Annotated in this window: 19 protein-coding genes; 10 read left to right on the top strand and 9 right to left on the bottom strand. The window is 57.8% G+C overall.

Features of this window, described 5'->3' with window-relative positions; translation table 11 throughout:
- Positions 1 to 60 precede the first annotated feature (60 nt).
- The 6 genes from mazG to gcvH form a co-directional block, all read right to left on the bottom strand.
- Positions 61 to 855 (bottom strand): nucleoside triphosphate pyrophosphohydrolase, encoded by a 795-nt coding sequence (mazG, locus tag ACR2R1_RS15245; RefSeq protein WP_434110780.1) that lies wholly within the window; start codon positions 853 to 855, stop codon positions 61 to 63.
- Entirely contained in the window at positions 852 to 1,796 is a 945-nt protein-coding gene (locus tag ACR2R1_RS15240) for a carbohydrate kinase family protein (RefSeq protein WP_077728332.1), read from the bottom strand. Before ACR2R1_RS15240 ends, mazG begins: the two co-directional genes overlap by 4 nt.
- 14 nt (positions 1,797 to 1,810) lie before the next feature.
- Positions 1,811 to 2,173: a diacylglycerol kinase gene (locus ACR2R1_RS15235; RefSeq protein ID WP_077728331.1), complete on the bottom strand. Its 363-nt coding sequence runs from the start codon at positions 2,171 to 2,173 to the stop codon at positions 1,811 to 1,813.
- Positions 2,174 to 2,183: 10 nt separating this feature from the next.
- Positions 2,184 to 3,632, bottom strand: a complete 1,449-nt coding sequence (gene gcvPB / locus ACR2R1_RS15230) for an aminomethyl-transferring glycine dehydrogenase subunit GcvPB (protein ID WP_434110778.1) — start codon at positions 3,630 to 3,632, stop codon at positions 2,184 to 2,186.
- 19 nt (positions 3,633 to 3,651) lie between these two features.
- Positions 3,652 to 5,013 (bottom strand): aminomethyl-transferring glycine dehydrogenase subunit GcvPA, encoded by a 1,362-nt coding sequence (gene gcvPA, locus ACR2R1_RS15225; RefSeq protein WP_434110776.1) that lies wholly within the window; start codon positions 5,011 to 5,013, stop codon positions 3,652 to 3,654.
- Between the two features lie 279 nt (positions 5,014 to 5,292).
- Complete coding sequence (gene gcvH / locus ACR2R1_RS15220) at positions 5,293 to 5,679, bottom strand: glycine cleavage system protein GcvH (protein ID WP_086133035.1); 387 nt, start codon at positions 5,677 to 5,679, stop codon at positions 5,293 to 5,295.
- Between the two features lie 118 nt (positions 5,680 to 5,797).
- On the opposite strand from gcvH, the gene ACR2R1_RS15215 reads away from it, so the two are divergent.
- The 10 genes from ACR2R1_RS15215 (at position 5,798) to ACR2R1_RS15170 (ending at position 14,535) form a co-directional block, all read left to right on the top strand.
- A complete protein-coding gene (locus tag ACR2R1_RS15215) occupies positions 5,798 to 6,259 on the top strand; it encodes a hypothetical protein (protein ID WP_086133036.1) in 462 nt (153 codons plus the stop codon).
- Between the two features lie 379 nt (positions 6,260 to 6,638).
- The gene (locus ACR2R1_RS15210) at positions 6,639 to 7,307 is read left to right on the top strand and encodes an ABC transporter substrate-binding protein (protein ID WP_133716318.1); all 669 of its coding nucleotides are present in this window, start codon (positions 6,639 to 6,641) and stop codon (positions 7,305 to 7,307) included.
- Positions 7,308 to 7,661: 354 nt separating this feature from the next.
- Positions 7,662 to 7,850, top strand: a complete 189-nt coding sequence (locus ACR2R1_RS15205) for a hypothetical protein (protein WP_077728326.1) — start codon at positions 7,662 to 7,664, stop codon at positions 7,848 to 7,850.
- Positions 7,851 to 7,965: 115 nt separating this feature from the next.
- Complete coding sequence (locus ACR2R1_RS15200) at positions 7,966 to 8,538, top strand: hypothetical protein (RefSeq protein ID WP_347257436.1); 573 nt, start codon at positions 7,966 to 7,968, stop codon at positions 8,536 to 8,538.
- 802 nt (positions 8,539 to 9,340) lie between these two features.
- Complete coding sequence (hflK, locus tag ACR2R1_RS15195; RefSeq protein WP_347257437.1) at positions 9,341 to 10,315, top strand: FtsH protease activity modulator HflK; 975 nt, start codon at positions 9,341 to 9,343, stop codon at positions 10,313 to 10,315.
- Entirely contained in the window at positions 10,316 to 11,296 is a 981-nt protein-coding gene (gene hflC / locus ACR2R1_RS15190) for a protease modulator HflC (RefSeq protein ID WP_077728323.1), read from the top strand. It begins immediately after the preceding gene.
- A 127-nt stretch (positions 11,297 to 11,423) separates the two neighbouring features.
- Positions 11,424 to 12,233 carry a M48 family metallopeptidase gene (locus ACR2R1_RS15185; RefSeq protein ID WP_240506764.1) on the top strand — a complete coding sequence of 270 codons (810 nt, stop codon included), beginning with the start codon at positions 11,424 to 11,426 and terminating at the stop codon, positions 12,231 to 12,233.
- Positions 12,234 to 12,327: 94 nt separating this feature from the next.
- Positions 12,328 to 12,738 carry a YkvA family protein gene (locus tag ACR2R1_RS15180; RefSeq protein ID WP_434110772.1) on the top strand — a complete coding sequence of 137 codons (411 nt, stop codon included), beginning with the start codon at positions 12,328 to 12,330 and terminating at the stop codon, positions 12,736 to 12,738.
- Between the two features lie 55 nt (positions 12,739 to 12,793).
- On the top strand, positions 12,794 to 13,894 hold the full coding sequence (locus tag ACR2R1_RS15175) for a YkgJ family cysteine cluster protein (protein WP_347257438.1): 1,101 nt from the start codon (positions 12,794 to 12,796) through the stop codon (positions 13,892 to 13,894).
- A 155-nt stretch (positions 13,895 to 14,049) separates the two neighbouring features.
- Positions 14,050 to 14,535: a hypothetical protein gene (locus ACR2R1_RS15170; protein ID WP_077728320.1), complete on the top strand. Its 486-nt coding sequence runs from the start codon at positions 14,050 to 14,052 to the stop codon at positions 14,533 to 14,535.
- A gap of 43 nt (positions 14,536 to 14,578) precedes the next feature.
- On the opposite strand, the gene glmS is transcribed toward ACR2R1_RS15170, so the two are convergent.
- From glmS to ACR2R1_RS15155, 3 genes are all read right to left on the bottom strand, one after another.
- The gene (gene glmS / locus ACR2R1_RS15165) at positions 14,579 to 16,411 is read right to left on the bottom strand and encodes a glutamine--fructose-6-phosphate transaminase (isomerizing) (protein ID WP_077728319.1); all 1,833 of its coding nucleotides are present in this window, start codon (positions 16,409 to 16,411) and stop codon (positions 14,579 to 14,581) included.
- A 3-nt stretch (positions 16,412 to 16,414) separates the two neighbouring features.
- Positions 16,415 to 17,785, bottom strand: coding sequence for a bifunctional UDP-N-acetylglucosamine diphosphorylase/glucosamine-1-phosphate N-acetyltransferase GlmU (gene glmU / locus ACR2R1_RS15160; protein WP_077728318.1), 1,371 nt, complete (start codon positions 17,783 to 17,785; stop codon positions 16,415 to 16,417).
- Positions 17,786 to 17,950: 165 nt separating this feature from the next.
- A complete protein-coding gene (locus ACR2R1_RS15155; RefSeq protein ID WP_434110769.1) occupies positions 17,951 to 18,373 on the bottom strand; it encodes a F0F1 ATP synthase subunit epsilon in 423 nt (140 codons plus the stop codon).
- Positions 18,374 to 18,378: the final 5 nt, after the last annotated feature.

Here is an 18,378-nt window from a genome sequence, read left to right as displayed (position 1 = left end):
CTCTCTCCGTGCAAATCGGCGATCTTGCCGATTTGTCGTACCTCAGCGCATCCTACATGCCTAATCTGACAAACTTCGTTTTGCCTCATCCCACAAGGCGTCCATCTCGGCCAGTGTGGACTCAGTCAAGGATTTTCCCCGTGCCGACAATTGCTTTTCGATATAGCGAAAGCGGTTGATGAACTTTCGGTTGCCGCTCCGAAGCGCCGTCTCGGCATCGACCTCGAGGTGCCGGGCGAGATTGACGACGACGAACAGCAAATCGCCGATTTCTTCCCGGATATGGCTTTGGTCGCCCGTTGCCCAAGCGGCCTCGAGCTCGTCCAATTCTTCCCTGACTTTGGCGAAAACTGGCCCTATGTCGGGCCAATCGAAGCCGTGCCGCGCGGCCCGCTTCTGCAATTTCTGCGCGGCTACGAGCGCCGGCAAATTCGCCGCGATGCCGCTCAAAGCACTTTCGTCCTGCTCCGTTTTGCCTTTTTCCCGGCGCTCGGCGACTTTGGATGATTCCCAATACTCATGCCTTTCGGCATCGGTCTCGAATACGGTCTCGCCGAAAACATGGGGATGTCGGCGTATCAGCTTTTCGCTGATCGCGCCGGCCACGTCTTCGAAAGTGAACAAGCCGCGGTCCTCGGCGATCCGCGAATGGAAAACGACCTGCAAAAGCAAATCGCCCAATTCTTCGCGTAAATCCTCGATATCCCCGCGCTCCGCCGCATCGGCGACCTCGTACGCCTCTTCCAAGGTGTAGGGTACGAGGCTCGCGAAGTCCTGCTGCAAGTCCCAGGGACACCCCGTCTCGGGATGGCGCAAGCGCGCCATGATGTCCAACAGCCGCTGGATATTCGTCATATCCGATCGGGCAGCTCGCAGCCGAAGCTTTCCCGATAGCGCTCCTTGAACGCATGCAGGGTGAAGCTGTGATTCTGGGTGCCGAAGGTCTCGACCTTGATGGCTCCCATCAACGAGGCGATACGGCCTATGGTGGGCCAGTCGAATTCTTCCAGAAGGCCGTAGATCAGCCCGGCGCGGTAGGCGTCACCGCAACCGGTCGGATCGAGCACTGCAGTCGGCTTTGCCGGCGGTATTTCGTGGCGGATGCCATTGGCATAGATCAACGATCCTTGTGCGCCCTTGGTGACGATCAGCGCTTCGACGCGCTGCGCGAGTTCTTCCGGCGCGAGACCGGTGCGATCCTGCATGAGCTGCGCTTCGTAGTCGTTCAAGGTCACCCAGGTCGCCAGCTCGACGAAACTCAAGAGTTCCTGTCCGTCGAACATAGGCATGCCCTGGCCGGGATCGAAGATGAACGGGATGCCGGCTTCGGCGAATTGGGCGGCATGCTGAACCATGCCGTCCTTGCCGTCCGGCGCCACGATGCCGATGCGGATGCCGCAATCCGTGGGTACTCGGTTCAGATGGGAAAACGACATCGCGCCAGGGTGGAAAGCCGTGATCTGGTTGTCGTCCATGTCCGTGGTGATATAAGCCTGTGCCGTATAGCTGTCGCCCAGGACCTTGATGAAATCCTGATTAATGCCGCAGTAGCCCAGCCACTGCGCGTAGGGTGTGAAATCCTTGCCCACAGTGGCCATGGGCAGAGGATCGGCGCCCAAGAGCTTGAGGTTATAAGCAATATTGCCGGCGCAGCCGCCATATTCGCGGCGGAGTTCCGGAACCAGAAAGGAGACGTTCAGGATATGGACCTGCTCCGGGAGGATGTGATTCTTGAATCGATCCTGAAACACCATGATAGTGTCGTAGGCCACCGAGCCGCAGATTAACGCTGTCATTCTTTTTTACCTTTTTATCGAATCAAAATCAGTAACCAGACCGCACCGGCGAGGACCAGCGAGAAAAACACGGCCGCCGATCCAATATCCTTGGCGCGGCCGGACAATTCGTGCCGTTCGAAACCGATACGGTCGACGGTCGCTTCGACGGCGCTGTTCAACAATTCGACGATCAAGACGTTCAGCAGCACGCCGATCAAAAGCGCGCGTTCGATGCCGTTCTGGCCGATCCACAGCCCCAAGGGAACGCCGGCGAGGACCAGCAGACACTCCTGCCGAAACGCCTCCTCATTCAGCCAGGCGGCCCGGATACCCGAAATGGAATTGGTAAATGCCGCGTAAAAACGGGCAATGCCCGTGAGCGTTTGTCCTGCCATAGAGGGGTTCTTATTCTGATTTATAGGCGAGATCGGGGTGCCGCGCCGCCCGGACTTCATCCAAACGGCGCACCGGCAGCGAATGGGGTGCGCTCTTAAGCCGATCCGGGTCGGTCTCTGCTTCTTTCAGAATCTCGGCCATTATCCGGACAAACGCATCCAGGGCTTCCTTGCTTTCCGTCTCGGTCGGCTCGATGAGAAAACACTCGGGAATCAAGAGCGGAAAATATACCGTCGGCGCATGGACGCCATAATCCAACAGGCGTTTAGCGAAGTCCAGCGCCGTAACATGATGTTCTTTGGCCAGCCGCTTCAGCGTAATGATGAACTCGTGGGCGGCGCGGCGCTGCGGAAAAGCGGGTTCGAATCCGGCTTCGACCAGTTTCTTGAGCAGATAATTGGCGTTCAGGGTCGAGAATTCCGCCACCCGCTCGAGGCCTTCATGGCCTAGCATTCGGATGTAGACATAAGCGCGCAGGAGAACGCCGACATTTCCCGCGAACGTGACCAGATGCCCGATGCTGTGCGGCCGCTCGGTTTCGGTCAGCATGCGATAGCGCGACCCGTCTTTCACAATGACGGGCAGAGGCAGGAAGGGCAGCAGCTTGTCACCCACGCCCACCGGGCCCGCACCCGGACCGCCGCCGCCGTGGGGCGTCGAAAACGTCTTGTGGAGATTGAGATGAATGACGTCGAAGCCCATGTCGCCGGGGCGCACTTTGCCGGCGATGGCGTTCAGATTGGCGCCGTCGTAATAGAGCAGCCCGCCGGCCCGGTGCACGATATCGGCGATGGCTCGAATGTGCTGGTCGAACACTCCCAAAGTCGAGGGATTGGTGAGCATGATGCCGGCGGTTTGCGGACCCACGGCCAGCTCCAGTGCAGTGAGATCCACGTTGCCGTCGGCATCGGTGGCGACTTCCCGTACCCGAAAGCCGCCCATGGACGCCGAAGCGGGATTGGTGCCGTGCGCGGCGTCGGGCACCAGCATTTCGGTTCGAGCTAAATCGTCCCGCAACCTGTGGTAAGCGCGGATCATGCCGACGCCGGCGAATTCGCCCTGAGCCCCGGCCGCGCAGGCCAGCGAAACCCCGGCCATGCCGGTGATTTCCGCGAGCATCTCCTGGAGCTCGTACAGACAGGCCAAAGTCCCTTGCCCGGTCCGCTCCAGCCCCAGGGGATGGGTATTCAGAAATCCGGGCAGACTTGCGAGGTCATGGCAAACCTTGGGGTTGTACTTCATGGTGCAAGAGCCCAGGGGATAAAAGTGAGTGTCTATAGAGAAATTTTGCTGGGACAGCCGGGTGTAATGGCGAACGGCATCCAGTTCTGAGACTTCGGGCAAGGCCGGAGGAATTTTGCGCAACAAATGGTCTGGAATGGCCGGCGATTCACCGGATTCCGGGAGCAACTGGGCATGCGCGGCGCGCCCTCGGCGCGAACGATCGAAAATCAGCATTCTATCGGCTCCGACCTCTTCAGCCATGATTAAGCAGCGACGCTATTTGGCGTGCGTACGATTCGATATCCTCCTGAGTACGCGTTTCCGTGACACAAACCAGAATGGCTTCGCCGAGTTCCGGATAATCCCTTGCGAGTTCGTGTCCTCCAAGAATCCCCCGTTCCGCCAAGCCGTCCATGATCTCCCTGGCGGGCCTCCGCGTGCGGAAAACCGCTTCATGGAAGAAAGGCCCCGAGAAAACCCGCTCGACGCCGTCGACGGCAGTCAAGCTACTCATCAGGCTGAGCGTGTTTTGATGGCTCTGCAAAGCGACTCGCCGCAATCCTTCCGGCCCTAAGAGCGCCATGTAAATGGTCGCCGCCGTGACCATCAAGCCCTGGTTGGTGCAGATATTGGAGGTCGCCCGGCCGCGGCGGATATGTTGCTCGCGTGCCTGAAGCGTAAGCGTGAAACCGGGCTTGCCGTCCATATCCACGGTCCGGCCGACCAGACGTCCGGGCAGTTGATGGACGTGCGCCTTGCGGCAGCACATAAATCCGAAATACGGTCCACCGCCCGACAAGGGTATGCCCAAAGGCTGGCCGTCCCCGCAAGCGATATCGGCGCCCTCTTGCCCCCATTCGCCCGGGGGCTTAAGGAGAGCCAGTGCCATGGGATTGACCAGCGCGATGGCGATGGCGCCGTTTGCGGCGGCCCAAACGGTCAGTTCGTCTACGGCCTCGAGCACGCCGAAGAAATTGATCTGGGGAATCACCAAGGCGGCGATGTCCGTGCCCGAGTGGATTTCCAGAGACGCCGGATCGACGCGCCCGGTTTCGACGTCATAGGGCAGCTCGATCAGTTCCAGCGCCTGGCTCCCGACGATGGTCCGGACCACCCGCCGGTAAAACGGATGTACGGTCTTCGGCATCAGGATGCGGCGCGAATGCGATTTTCGGTTCGTCCGCACCGCCATCAACACCGCTTCCGCGAGGCTGGTCGCGCCGTCGTAGAGCGAAGCGTTCGATACGTCCATGGCGGTGAGGCTCGCCATCATGCTCTGATATTCGTAGAGCACCTGCAGCGTGCCTTGACTCGCTTCCGCCTGGTAGGGCGTGTACGCGCTGTAATACTCGCCCCGGCTGGTTACGGCCCAAACCGCGGCCGGTATGTGGTGCTCGTAAGCCCCGGCGCCGGCAAAGCATAGAAGCGGACGGTTCTGGCCGGCGCGTGCGCGCATCAAACGCGTAACTTCCATTTCTTTCAAAGCGGGCGGGAGATCGAGCGCGCCGCAACGCAACTCCGCCGGTATTTCGTCGAAGAGCGTTTCTGTCGATGGCACACCGAGGGCCGCAAGCATCTCGCGGATATCGGCTTCGGTATGAGGAATGAAAGGCATGTGGCTAAGGGTTTGCTTTCTTAATTATTTCTGGCCCCTCCGCCGGGCCAGAATGCTATGGGCTCAAGACATTCGATCTGGGCCTGGACAAGGCATGGGCGCTCCTGGCAAACACCGGACAAATCGGCATGTATCATCTGCCGGAGAATTTATGCCGATTGGCACGCGCGACGCGTATAACCCAAAGACATGCGAAACGCCGGTGCCTGTTCCGGCCGCTACACTCGATTCGCTAGCATCGCTACCGGAGGAGAACAAGCGATAAAACAAACGAACCGTTTAGTCGGCCTCAGCGTCTGCTTTATAAGCTTCGGCATCCAAAAGGGTGTTTAGTTCTGAAAGATCATCCGCCTTGACGCAGAACAACCACGCGGCATAGGAGTCTTGGTTGATCGCTTCGGGAGCATCCGACAATGACCCGTTGACCTCGACGATTTCGCCGGATACCGGGCTATAGATGTCCGAGGCGGCTTTCACCGATTCGACCACGGCGCATGCTTCGCCCGCCTTAACCCGCCGGCCGATTTCCGGCAGCTCGACATATACCACGTCGCCCAATTGCTCTTGAGCGTAGTCGGAGATGCCCACGCGTACATTCCCGCTCTCCTCCGGTTTCGCCCATTCATGGGTTTTCGCATACTTCAAATCGTCCGGCAGTCTGCTCATCGTTCTATCCTATTCACCCTAAATAACCGACACTCCGGTCAAATTACGGGAAAACCACGCGATGGTAAAGGGCACCCTATACGCCCGCCATGATTGAACGAAAAATTCCGGGATTGCCATGGCGCAAAGCCAAGGGCTCGCAGTCACGTGGTTAACGTCGGTAGCGATTATGTGGCCGAGGATTACGAAATGGCACACCGGAACCATAAGGCCGCCGTTCCCAGTGACGGAAAGGCTTATTGAACCGATGAGGCTGTCTGTCACGGTACTGAAAAGGTTTATCGAATCGATCGGGCCGTTTGTCGCGGTACTGGAACGGTTTATCGTAGCGATAAGGCCGTCTGTCCCAGTAGTAGGGGCGATGATAACGATCGAACCCATAAAAACGCCGGTCATAGCCATAGGGTCGCCGGTACGTGTAAGGGTAGGCGCCGTATCCGTGGAAATAGCTATAAGGATAATAATCGTACCGGTAGTAAGGACTCGGATATCCCGCGCCGATGCCCGCCCGATAATGAACACCTGCGCCGCAGCCGCTCACGAGCGCACCGATGAACGCGAACAGCAGGATCCGAAGTAATCGACAGGGCTCTTTGAAGCAGACATCCATAAGCAGCGCACGCCTATGAGCAGTCAGTGTCACAGTTTTGATATCGACCTATTAGACTCCTCTCGCACCAAAAAATCATGGGTGCAAGGATTATTTCCTTCGTGATCGGGTCGTACTTTAAACGTCAGAGCTGAAAAGATTTGGCACAGTGAATGCTTAAAGAACAGCGATGCCAGCTACGACAAACTACCGGTATACCGGGGAACAAAACCATTACCGCCGATCGGATAAGCCGGTATCATTTTGCTGTTTGTTCTGGACTCCGAACCCCGAGAAATCAGCATGCCGCCCGAAAAATTCGGAACGCTCGCTGAATGTCTTTTTTATATTTTGTTTTATGAGCTAGCCGATGACTTTTCAATTTACCTCAACAGGCAAAGCCCTCCTGGCTTTGTGCTCGATTTTTCTTGGGTTCCTCCCGGTTGTGACCGGTGCTGAAGCCCTGCTTCCACCCCAGCAAGTCATTCAGAAAACGTCCGATGAGGTAAAGCAAGCCTTACGGGAATACGACTATAAGCTCGACGTTCCCAGAGCGACGCGCATCGTCAAGGAGATCCTGGAGCCCCATGTCGACGTCGATCGCGCGGCCCTGCTCATTCTAGGCAAGCACTGGCGAACCGCCACTCCACAGCAGCGGGAACGTTTCAAAAACGAATTCCGTATGCTGCTCATTCGCACTTACACCGCGGCATTCACCGAATATAAGGACTGGGACATCCGCTATCTGCCGCTTCAGACACCGCTAGCCGACAAGAAAGCCGTCATCAAGACCGAGATTCTCCAGCCCGGCGCAAAACCGGTCGCCGTGGACTATCGCATGGTCGACACCAATGGCGCATGGAAAGTCTATGACGTGCTGATAGAAGGCATCAGTCTGGTGCAAAACTATCGCACGACGTTTAGCGAGGACATTGCCCGGACCGGCTCTTTGGACAGTGTCATCGACGAACTGAGCAAGCGCAACGCTGAAGGATCAAAAGCCTCGATAAACGGCGCTGCCCGTTCCCCGGCCACCTAGAACTGCTTTCCCGCTTACGCGGGTGTCGCGTTGCGCGATGCCCCCCTTGTCGCCCAGGAGAGACATCTCTGCCGGGCGACTTCGATCTTAAGTCAGCCGATCGGGGTGGCTTGCGACAGCAAGGCGAAGGTAATCTCCCGCCAAGGACGGACCGCCATCGATCCTGATACCTGAGCGCCAGCACGCTTTGTAAGCCTGGCTCTTGGGTAATTTCTCACAGAATCACATCTCGATTCTTTCTATCGTCTCGATCTGGCTTGGGGAAACGGTCGCACGCGTATTTTTTCCGTCGGACTCACTGGAAAAAAAGCGATCTCAAGCCCCTCCCTAAGTTTCTTTCGAGTGTTCCCCATTATGAATACTTACGACGTTTATCTTTATCTCGATGGCCGTACCGAGGTTATCAAGATAAAGGCACCAACCAGCCTTGAAGCCAAGGCGATAGCGGAAACCCGATTGGGAATCGCCGAGAGAGGATTCGACCAAAACAGGCATGTGTTTGCTGTAAGCGAGAGAGAAAATCAGAATTTTGGCCGGGAATAGTCTCTCCCATTCGATCTCTTCCCTAGAAATATTATCGAGTCGATCATATTATCGCTTCGGGCGCCGATCCGTGTTCGGCACCTTAACCAATCGCTAATATAAAGGAGATCTCTCGATGAAAACGATAAGATTGATGACCCTGTTCGGTTCCGTGGCATCGATGATCCTCGTGTCCTCCCCAAGTTGGGCCGAAACACCGAACTATCTGAAAGTGAAACAAGCGGAAGTCGAATGGGAAAACAAGAGCAAAGGGAAGGTTCTTGACGTGGAAATTGAAACATCGGCCGCCGTGCCTATGGACGGCAAGGCAGGCGCATTCGGTTATGGCGCCCTGACCGACGGCACCAACAACGTCCTGGTCCTGGTTACTCATTTGCCCATACAGGACAGCACGCACGTAGATCCCAAGAGCGGGTTTCACGCCCACGTGCTCGACCTGAAGAAACCCACAGCGGCCTGCGACGGAGCCACGCTCGAGGTGGATCTTGAGAATTCCGGAAACAATACCGGCTTCGACGCCAATTACACCTGGTCGATCAAAGGCACCAAGATCAAGATAGAGGGTGTTCCGGTAACCGATCTCGGCGATGCAGGTGTGGAAAATCTGGTGAGCTTTTCCATCAAGCCAGTACTAGACGCGCAGCAAAATCCGACCAATCTCTGCGTAACCGTAGCCGAACAGATCTAAATCAATCGTGTACAGCCGGCGGCGCTCAAATGTGCCGTCGGCGGTTTGAAATCAGCCTGTCAACCTCGATATGGTCGATAAGAAGGCTCGTTCAAAAGAAAGCCCCGGTAGACCGAGGCTGTTAAAGGTGAGGTTAAGAGGAGAGTCGATTATTACGCTGTAAAGGATTTTAACCTACCTATCTTATTACATACAAGACTATACATTGGTATCGTTATTCTATTTAAGAATAACAAAACTCTCCCTTTCTGACGCTCTCTAATTCGATCGGCCTCAGATGAGGCAAAGCCGACCTCCTGCACAACACGGTACCATGCTTTCCCAGTCCTAAAGAGCTCAACGCTTCGTTCCCCCGGCTCATCGGAAAATGCTCGGCCTGCGGGGCTATTCCATGCAGTGCGGCAAAATCCAGCATCATATTGTTGATCATCCCCGTGAGCCGGCAGGCGAGCCGGACACGCTTTTTTGCCCCGGGATCAGGCTCGTCTTGATTACTTGAATCGGCTCCAAAACGGCGCCCAGGCGCGAATTGCGTTCAGGCTTCCTTCCACGAAATCGTTAACGAGGATGACCTCCCGAATGACGGGCAACAAGAACTCTGATGCTGAATCAAACCGTCCGAATCATTTACTTTTTGCCGAACTGCACCGGCTTAAGTTTCAGACAAATTGAGACTTCGCATCCGGGGAAAGCTTGTGATGTGGCATCCACATGCACGCGTTATAGGGCTATCCTTGAGCTGTTCCATATCGCTAGAGTTTGCCGGACTACGGCTTAATATGTTTTTCAAAGGAAGAACTTCGTGAGTAACGTAAAACCTTTGTTCGGACGTTTTTCCGGCCCGCCGCCCATCTCCCTGCCGCGAATCCTCCTGATTCTATTGCTCATCGTCTTGGCATGGACCTCGTACTACACAATACCGGCGGAATCGGAAGGCATTGTGCTCCGGTTCGGAAAATACATTCTTAAAGTGCCGCCCGGCCTGCATTTCAAACTTCCGTTCGGCATCGACAACGTGATCGAGGTGCCGACCCAGCGGCAACTCAAGCTGGAATTCGGTTTGGTCACACCCGGCTACACCCACCCGGATCAGGTGGGCAAGGAGCCGGAAAAGGAAAAATCCATGGTGACCGGAGACTTGAATGCGGCGCTCGTCGAGTGGGTCGTGCAATACCGCATCACCGAACCCGAGACTTACCTCTTCGCGGTGCGTAATCCGGGACTGACCCTGCGGGACCTCTCCGAATCGGTCATGCGGGAAGTCGTAGGAGACCGGACAGTCGACGAAATCATTACGATAGGCCGCCAGGAAATCGAGGAATCGGTCCTCGATCGGCTGCGGGAATTGGCGGGCCGTTACCGCCTCGGCGTTTCCGTCAATCAGGTGCAGTTAAAGAACGTCAATCCGCCGGAACCCGTGCAGCCCTCGTTCAACGAAGTGAATCGGGCGCAGCAGGACCGGGAGAATGCCATCAATCTGGCCAACGGCGAATACAACAAAGCCGTGCCCCGCGCCCGCGGCGAGGCGGATCAGAAAATCCGCGCAGCCGAAGGCTACCGGTTCAAGCGGATCAACGAGGCGGAGGGCGATGCCGCCGCGTTCAGCGCCGTTCTCGAGCAATACATCAAGGCGCCGGAGATCACCCGGGCGCGTCTTTACCTCGAAACGCTGGGCGACGTTCTTCCCGAGGCCAAGCAATCGATCATCGTGGACGAATCGGTACAGCAGATCCTGCCGATGCTTCCCTTACCCGCACGGCTGCCGGAGGAAAGATAAATGAGCTTGGCTAAGACTCTCGCGATTCTTCTCGCGCTCTTGGCGGCTGCATTGGTACTGCTGTCCGCATTCACGGTCAACGAAACCGAGCAAGCAATCGTTACCCAGTTCGGCAGGCCGGTCCGCGACCCCATTACCGACCCCGGTCTACATTTCAAACTGCCTCTCATCCAGCAGGTCACCCGTTTCGACAAACGTTATCTGGCCTGGGACGGGCCCATGGTGGAAATGTCAACCAAGGACAAGACCTATATTCAGGTGGATACCTTCGCGCGCTGGCGCATCACCGATCCCATGCAGTATTACCTTCGCCTGCGGGACGAGCGGAGTGCCCAGTCGCGTCTGGAAGATATCTTGGGCAGCGAGACGCGCACGGCGATAGCCAGGCACGAACTGATCGAGGTGGTTCGCACCGACAAAACGCGTCGACCGCTGCAGGATGAAAGCGTCGCAGGCGCGCTATCGGCAGTAGGCGGGCTTGGCGTTTTGCGTCCGATCCAATACGGTCGGCTGGAAATCGAAAAAGGCATCTTCAACGCCGCCGCTCCGAAACTGGCCGAGTTCGGCATCGAGCTTCTGGACATCCGGCTCAAGCGGATCAATTACAATCCGGGCGTGCTCGAGCGCATCCACCAACGCATGATCAGCGAGCGGCTACAGATTGCCCAGCGGTTCCGATCCGAAGGCGAGGGTGAAGCCGCGCGCATTTCCGGCAACAAGGACCGCGACATCAACGAAATCGAATCGGCCGCCTACAAACGGGTTCAGGAAATTCGCGGCGAGGCGGATGCCAAAGCGACGGAGATCTATGCCAGGGCATACACGCAGCGCCCCGAGGCGGCCGACTTCTACCGTTTCTTGAAGAGCCTCGAAACCTATCGCAAGGTCATCAACGGCGAATCTACGGTCGTTCTTTCGACCAACAGCGATCTTTTTGCCTTGCTCAAGCGCATCGAGCAAAAAGGGCACCGTGACCAATAGCGCCACTGCATGGCCAGGCCGTTCGGCACGGCTCGTCGGAAGCTCTCGACCGGAACCAGCCGAATCTTTCGTCGATTTCGGCGTCAAATCGGGGGTATCCGGCGCTATGTCGAGGCAAAGTCACTTGGTGAATCGCTTCCTGGCTACTCTTCTTGCCATCCAGCTTTCTGTCGGAATCGCCGGCTGTGCGACCAATCCCATCACCGGCCGCAGTCAGATCATGTTGGTCAGCGACAACAAGGCCGCCCGGTACTCCGCACAGGCTTACGACCAATTGCTGCTGAATGCAGAAAAACAGCAGGTCCTAGACGAAGATCCCGCCACGGTCAATCGGGTTCGATCCATAGCACAGCCGTTAATTGCACAAGCCGCAGCGCTGCGTCCGGAGACCCGCCACTGGCAATGGGAGGTGCACGTTCTGAAAAGCGATCAAGTAAATGCCTGGTGCATGGCCGGTGGCAAGATCGCCGTATACACGGGACTGCTTCAGAAAATCCGTCCCACGGACGACGAACTGGCTCAGGTTCTGGGACACGAAATCGCTCACGCCTTGCTCTCGCACCAGGCCGAGAAAATGTCGCGCCTTCAGGTTCAAAAGCTTGGCTTGGGCCTAGGCGTTCTGGCCGGGGCAATCGCTGGCTATAACTTGGGCGGCGTGGCCGGCCTCGCCGATACCGTCGCCACCGTCAGCTTGCAGTTGCCCAACAGCCGCAAGGCCGAGAGCGAGGCGGACGCGGTCGGCATCGAGCTCGCCGCCAAAGCGGGATATGATCCTTTTGCCGCTATTTCCCTCTGGGAGAAAATGATCAAAGTCGGAGGCAGCGGCGGTCCGGACTGGCTCAGCACTCACCCCAATCCCGAACAACGCCTACAGAGCATGCGGGTAAAGGCTCAGCAGTTGATGCCTGTTTATGAAGCCAATCGCCGCGCGCCCTGAACCGGTTGTCGGATCGCTTGCGTAGCGGCTTTTAAATCGGCATGCTCGCTGCGAACGGAAGAACGGCAACCCGCCTTTGCACAATTCTTTTCCAATGCCACTTTTGATCGAGCTTAAGCAACGCGCCCGTCGCCTCAAAGCGGAGGCTTTCGCGCTGTATCTGGCCGCCCGTCATCCAAGAACGCCCCGGTATGCAAAGCTTCTCGCGGCCGCGATCGTGGCTTATGCGTTCAGCCCGGTCGATCTCATCCCGGATTTCATCCCCGTGCTGGGATATCTCGACGATCTAGTCTTGATTCCGCTGGGACTGGCCTTGGTGATTCGATTGATTCCATCCGCGGTACTCGCCGAATGCCGATCCGCGGCCGCAGACGCATTCACGCCCGGCAACAAACCGGTGAGTTATGCGGCCGGAGCCTTTATCGTCATGATTTGGTTAACGCTGGCCGCTCTAGGGATGATCTGGCTTTACGGTGTGTTCGCGGATGCGCCGGTCTCGCCTTGAAGACGGACAAGGTTCCACCTGGTAATATCGGCGACCCGATTTGCCGGCATCCGACATGACCGAGTTCCTCCGCTGCCCGACCCATCGTTACGACGACCCGCTCGCGCTGGTGTGGATTGCCTGCGCCGAACGCGTGGGCTTTCGCATCGAACGCACTCCGCACGCCTACGCCTCGACCGATGGGCGCGGCACGATCTTCATCGGCACCGACGACATCCTCGACCCTGACGATTCGCTCGCCCAGATGATTCTTCACGAGCTATGTCATGCCCTGGTCGAAGGGGAAGCCGGCGAAAGACAGGTAGACTGGGGGCTAGTCGGCAGCGGCGGCCGAAATCCATGGCGCGAGCATGCTTGTCTGCGGCTGCAAGCCTATCTGGCCGATAGCGTGGGCCTGCGGGATTTCTTCGCGCCGACCACCGATTTCCGCGTAAGCTTTTGGGAGTCGCTGCCCGCCGATCCATTCACGGCGTCGCCGAAAGAGGGAGGGCGCCGCGAGCGTAGCTGTGTCGCCGCACGCCTTGCCGCTTGGCGGGCATCGCAGCACCGTTGGGCGCCGCACCTCGACGAGGCGCTCGCCGCCAGCGCGGCCATTGCGGCTTTAGTTCCCCGTGTGAAGCACAACGCTAATGCTGGCCCAGACGCCTGCGGCGAAAGCGCGATGCCTTCGCTGTGGACGAAGGCGGCCGAACCACCCGCCCGGCATCCGGCGGGGCACGCGCCCATCGCGGCGTATCATAGCGGCCGCGGCTGTACCGGCTGTGCCTGGGCGTTCATCGAGCGCCGGGGATTGCGCTGCCGGCATGCGCCCGGCGTCCGGCTGCCAAGCGATGCGCCGGCGTGCTCGCGTTTCGAACCGGCCGACGAGCTCGATTGCCTTACCTGCGGCGCGTGTTGCCGCGAGGCTTATGATTCGGTCGAGATCTCCAAGCGCGAGCCGGTGATCAAGCGCCATCCGACCCTCGTCATCATTCACGATGCCCGCAGCAAGCTGCGGCGACACGGCTCGCGCTGTGCTGCGCTGTCCGGAGGCGGCACTTCCACCGAGAGCTACGCATGCGTGATCTACGACGACCGTCCAAGAACCTGCCGCGACTTTACCCGCGGCAGCGGAAACTGCCTCGATGCGCGCCGCAGGGTCGGTCTTTCGCTATGAATGACCGGTCCCTGCAATAAGCCGATCTGAAACCTGCCCAGCGGCATGAAGTCTTAATTTAAACGGGGCTAACCGCTGGCCAGAAGCTCATCGTAATGGCGCCGCGCTTGGTTTCAAGCGGGATACGGGAATCATTATTCAGGAGGAAACCTGTTATGGCTTATCACGATACGCCCATAGACACTGCGACACGGGGATTGTTCGGTTTTGTCGCGGGCTTTTTCGCCACACTGATTTTCCACCAGCTCACATTGGCGCTGCTTTGGGCCGTCGGTCTGGCGCCTTTCGCACCGTTCTCATTGGCGCCAACCTCGCCGTTCGGCATCCCGGCCGTGTTCTCGTTGGCCTTCTGGGGCGGTGTCTGGGGTTTTTTGTTTGCGCTGGTAGAACCCCGGTTTCCGCCGCCTCCCGGCTACTGGGTGACAGCGTTCCTGTTCGGCGCCATTCTGCCGTCGCTGGTGGCGCTCTTGGTGGTATTTCCGCTCAAGGGCCGGCCCTTGGGAGGCGGCTGGCACCCTCCTTTGCTCGCGACGGCGTTCCTGATCAATGGCGCCTGGGGGCTCGGCACCGGCTTGATCTTCAAATTACTCGCCACCCGCTGGCGTGGATTACGTGCCAGCCCTGCGGACCACCATCCGTAGTTCGGAACGTCCGTTCTGAGGACTGATAGTCACGCGATCCGGTTCACTCGACAGTGACGGATTTCGCCAAGTTGCGCGGCTGATCGACGTCGGTACCTTTGATTAATGCGACGTGATAGGCGAGCATCTGCAAGGGCACCGTGTAGACGATAGGCGCAACGATCTCTTCGGTCTCCGCGACGCGTAACAAATTGACGCCCGGCGCGCTCTCCATGGGCACGCGCACGTCGGCGAAGACGTAGAGTTCGCCGCCCCGGGCCTGAACCTCCTGAAGATTCGATTTGAGCTTTTCCAGAAGTTCGTTGTTCGGAGCAACCGCCACTACCGGCATCTCGGCGTCGATGAGCGCGAGAGGGCCGTGCTTGAGCTCGCCAGACGGATACGCTTCGGCGTGAATATAGGAGATTTCCTTCAGTTTGAGCGCACCCTCCATCGCGACCGGATAATGGGCACCACGTCCCAGATAGAGCGCGTGACGCTTGTCGCCGAAACGTTCCGCCCATTGCTGAATTTCGTCCTCCAGAAGTAAAACTCGCTCGATTTGCTCCGGCAGACTTTCAAGCTCCTTGACGATCCGCGCTTCCTGCTCCTGCGGGAGCCCGTTGCGCTTGCCCAGGGCGACGACCAGAAGGAGCAGGGCGGTCAGCTGGGTGGTGAACGCCTTGGTGGAGGCGACGCCGACTTCGGGACCGGCTCGAGTCATCAGGGTCGATTCGGATTCCCGAACGATCGAGCTTTCCGGCACGTTGCAGATCGCGAGGGTGTGCGCATAGCCGAGCTTCTTGGCCTCCTTCAGCGCCGCCAAGGTATCGGCGGTTTCGCCGGACTGCGAAATGCTGACGAACAGGGTCCCGGGCGGAACCACATTCTTGCGGTAACGGAATTCGCTGGCCACTTCCACGCTGCACGGAAGTCCCGCGATCGATTCCATCCAGTAGCGCGCCACCATGCCGGCATGATAGCTGGTACCGCAGGCGACGATCTGAACCGATTTGATGTGGTCGAACGCTTTCTCGGCATACGGCCCGAAAGCGGCATCGAGCACTTTTCCGGCCCGTATCCGCCCGTCGAGGGTTTTTTCGATTGCCACCGGCTGCTCATGAATTTCCTTTTGCATGTAGTGGCGGTATTCGCCGCGCTCAACGGCGTCGGCCGCCAATTTCGTTTCATGGACGGGCCGCTGTACCGGATTTCCGTGTCTATCGTAAATATCGACCGCCTCCGTGGACAAATCGGCGATGTCGCCGTCGTCGAGGAAAATAAAACGCTGCGTTTCACCGACTAGCGCGAAGACATCGGAGGCGATGAAGTTTTCGCTCTCGCCCAACCCCACCACTAATGGACTGCCGTGGCGCGCGGCGATCAGCCGCTTCGGTTCGTTGATGCTGATCACGCCGATGGCATAAGCCCCTTCGAGCACCTTGCAGGTTTCCTTGACGGCCTCGAAAAGACTCAGACCTTCCTCCAAAAATCCGTGGATCTGATGGACGATGACTTCGGTGTCCGTTTCCGATTCGAAATCGTATCCCTTTTGCCGGAGTTCCTTTCTAAGATCGTCATGATTCTCGATGATGCCGTTGTGGACCACGGCCACGGACTCGCGGCAGATATGAGGATGGGCGTTGCGTTCGGAGGGAACGCCATGTGTCGCCCAACGGGTATGAGCTATGCCGACTTTGCCGTCGACTAAGGAAGTTTCCAAAGCCTTTTCCAGCTCCCTGATCTTCCCTTTTCTGCGTACACGCTGAAGCTGAGCGGAATCGTCCAATACCGCCAGCCCCGCCGAGTCGTAGCCGCGATATTCCAGACGGCGAAGTCCTTCCAGCAGGACGGGGGTAACGACTCTGTGTGCGATGGCACCAACAATACCACACATGACTCAACTCCTTTTCTTGGTGGGTCGCTGCCAACCCTCGATGGTAACTTGGTTCGCTCGGCTGAGGGTCAGGGCATTTTCGGGCGCATCCTTGGTAACCGTTGCTCCGGCACCGATGGTTGCATTCTTGCCGACTCTGACCGGCGCGACCAACTGGGTATCCGAACCGATGAACGCGCCGTCTTCTATGACGGTTTGATGTTTATTGGCGCCGTCATAGTTGCAGGTGATCGTGCCGGCACCGACGTTCACGTCGCGGCCGATGATCGTGTCTCCGATATAGCTGAGGTGATTGACCTTGGAACGACTGGCTATCGCCGACTTCTTGACTTCCACAAAGTTGCCGATGTGGACGTGATCTTCGATCCGCGTTTCCGGACGGATGCGTGCAAACGGGCCGATGCGGCAGCCCTGGCCGATCACGGCATCTTCGATGACGCAGTTCGGAAGAATTTCCACGTCGTTGGCGATCTGGCTGTCCTTGATCACGCAATTGGCACCGATGCGGACGTTATCGCCGAGTTTGATCCGGCCCTCCAAAATGACATTGATGTCGATTTCCACGTCGCGCCCGATGGATTCGATTTCTCCCCGCACATCGAAACGCGACGGATCGCGCAAGGTGACACCGTTCCGCATCAAATCTTCCGCCACTCGTCTTTGGAAAACCCGTTCCAGGTGAGCCAACTGTTCGCGGTTGTTCACGCCCAGCACTTCGTCCGGATCGTGCGGCTGTACCGTTTCCACCCGAACGTCATCGGCAACCGCCATGGCGATCACATCGGTAAGGTAATACTCCCGCTGGGCATTATTGTTTTCCAACCGGCTCAGCCAGGTTTTGAGGTGTCTGCCTTTTATGGCCAAAATTCCCGTATTGACTTCGCTGATCTTACGCTCCTCCGGCGTGGCATCTTTTTCTTCCACGATCCTGACCACTCGACCGCTGCTATCCCGGACGATGCGGCCATAGCCGTAAGGGTCGGCAAGATCGACCGTCAACAGCCCCATCTGATCCGCCTCTGCCAGCGGAATCAGCTTTTCGACCGTCTCGTCGCCGAGCAAGGGCACATCGCCATAAAGAATCAGAACCGTGCGCGCTTCGTCGATGTCGTCCGCAACTTGCATGACTGCATGGCCGGTGCCGAGCTGTTCCTTCTGCTCGACCCAGATGACCTTCAGGTGCTCGAGGCTCTTGAGAACTGTCTCGCCACCATGTCCGTAGATCACAGTGATCTTGTCGGGGCACAACCGGGTGGCCAATGCATATACATGCTCGAGTAGCGTACGGTCGCCGATTTTATGGAGTATCTTGGGAAGGGACGAACGCATACGCGTTCCCTGGCCCGCGGCCAGGATGACGATTTCCAAAGGCATCTTCCGTTTTTCCTTGTTGAAGAAGCGGAAAATAAGGACTGGTTCGACCCGATCGAAAACAGCGACCGGATACTCGTATTTATATTAACGTGAAAAACTAAAAAACCCAGCAAAATACAGGAGCGGCGTGCCCGGTATTTTGCTGGGTCTCGAAAACGGCTGAACTTACGCGCGGCCTTTCCGATATTTCTCCAAGGTTCGAAGCTGCATGACAGCCTCGGCGAGCTGTGCCTGTGCCAGAGCGTAATCGATCTTGCCGGACTTGTCCGACAGCATCTCTTCCGCACGTCTCTTGGCTTCCAGCGCTGCCGCCTCGTCGATGTCTTTGGCGCGAACGGCGGTGTCGGCGAGTATGGTCACGACATGGGGCTGAACCTCGAGCATGCCGCCGGAAATGAAAAACGGATGGACTTCCTGATCGTTAACCTTTACCCGCACCTCGCCCGACTTCAGCCGGGTGAGGAATGGTGCGTGCCGTGCGGCAATACCCACTTCGCCCATTTCGGCCGGAGCAACCACCAATTCCGCGAGCCCGGAATAAATCTCCGCCTCCGCACTCACGATATCAACGTGGATCGTCATAGCCATAGTGC

This window comes from Methylocaldum sp. GT1TLB (assembly GCF_051027445.1).
Classification (GTDB): domain Bacteria; phylum Pseudomonadota; class Gammaproteobacteria; order Methylococcales; family Methylococcaceae; genus Methylocaldum.
The sequence above is the reverse complement of the archived record's forward strand: the minus strand, read 5'-3'. Positions and strand labels throughout refer to the sequence as shown.

What these genes read in the sequence shown, in the direction of transcription:
- gcvPA (WP_434110776.1), bottom strand. Translation starts at nt 5,013, where the DNA reads ATGCCTTTCATTCCTCATACCGAAGCCGATATCCGCGAGATGCTTGCG.
- ACR2R1_RS15235 (WP_077728331.1), bottom strand. Translation starts at nt 2,173, where the DNA reads ATGGCAGGACAAACGCTCACGGGCATTGCCCGTTTTTACGCGGCATTT.
- gcvPB (WP_434110778.1), bottom strand. Translation starts at nt 3,632, where the DNA reads ATGCTGATTTTCGATCGTTCGCGCCGAGGGCGCGCCGCGCATGCCCAG.
- ACR2R1_RS15170 (WP_077728320.1), top strand. Translation starts at nt 14,050, where the DNA reads ATGGCTTATCACGATACGCCCATAGACACTGCGACACGGGGATTGTTC.
- ACR2R1_RS15205 (WP_077728326.1), top strand. Translation starts at nt 7,662, where the DNA reads ATGAATACTTACGACGTTTATCTTTATCTCGATGGCCGTACCGAGGTT.
- ACR2R1_RS15175 (WP_347257438.1), top strand. Translation starts at nt 12,794, where the DNA reads ATGACCGAGTTCCTCCGCTGCCCGACCCATCGTTACGACGACCCGCTC.
- mazG (WP_434110780.1), bottom strand. Translation starts at nt 855, where the DNA reads ATGACGAATATCCAGCGGCTGTTGGACATCATGGCGCGCTTGCGCCAT.
- glmU (WP_077728318.1), bottom strand. Translation starts at nt 17,785, where the DNA reads ATGCCTTTGGAAATCGTCATCCTGGCCGCGGGCCAGGGAACGCGTATG.
- ACR2R1_RS15215 (WP_086133036.1), top strand. Translation starts at nt 5,798, where the DNA reads ATGGCGCAAAGCCAAGGGCTCGCAGTCACGTGGTTAACGTCGGTAGCG.
- hflC (WP_077728323.1), top strand. Translation starts at nt 10,316, where the DNA reads ATGAGCTTGGCTAAGACTCTCGCGATTCTTCTCGCGCTCTTGGCGGCT.
- ACR2R1_RS15180 (WP_434110772.1), top strand. Translation starts at nt 12,328, where the DNA reads ATGCCACTTTTGATCGAGCTTAAGCAACGCGCCCGTCGCCTCAAAGCG.
- ACR2R1_RS15200 (WP_347257436.1), top strand. Translation starts at nt 7,966, where the DNA reads ATGAAAACGATAAGATTGATGACCCTGTTCGGTTCCGTGGCATCGATG.
- ACR2R1_RS15155 (WP_434110769.1), bottom strand. Translation starts at nt 18,373, where the DNA reads ATGGCTATGACGATCCACGTTGATATCGTGAGTGCGGAGGCGGAGATT.
- ACR2R1_RS15240 (WP_077728332.1), bottom strand. Translation starts at nt 1,796, where the DNA reads ATGACAGCGTTAATCTGCGGCTCGGTGGCCTACGACACTATCATGGTG.
- gcvH (WP_086133035.1), bottom strand. Translation starts at nt 5,679, where the DNA reads ATGAGCAGACTGCCGGACGATTTGAAGTATGCGAAAACCCATGAATGG.
- glmS (WP_077728319.1), bottom strand. Translation starts at nt 16,411, where the DNA reads ATGTGTGGTATTGTTGGTGCCATCGCACACAGAGTCGTTACCCCCGTC.
- ACR2R1_RS15210 (WP_133716318.1), top strand. Translation starts at nt 6,639, where the DNA reads ATGACTTTTCAATTTACCTCAACAGGCAAAGCCCTCCTGGCTTTGTGC.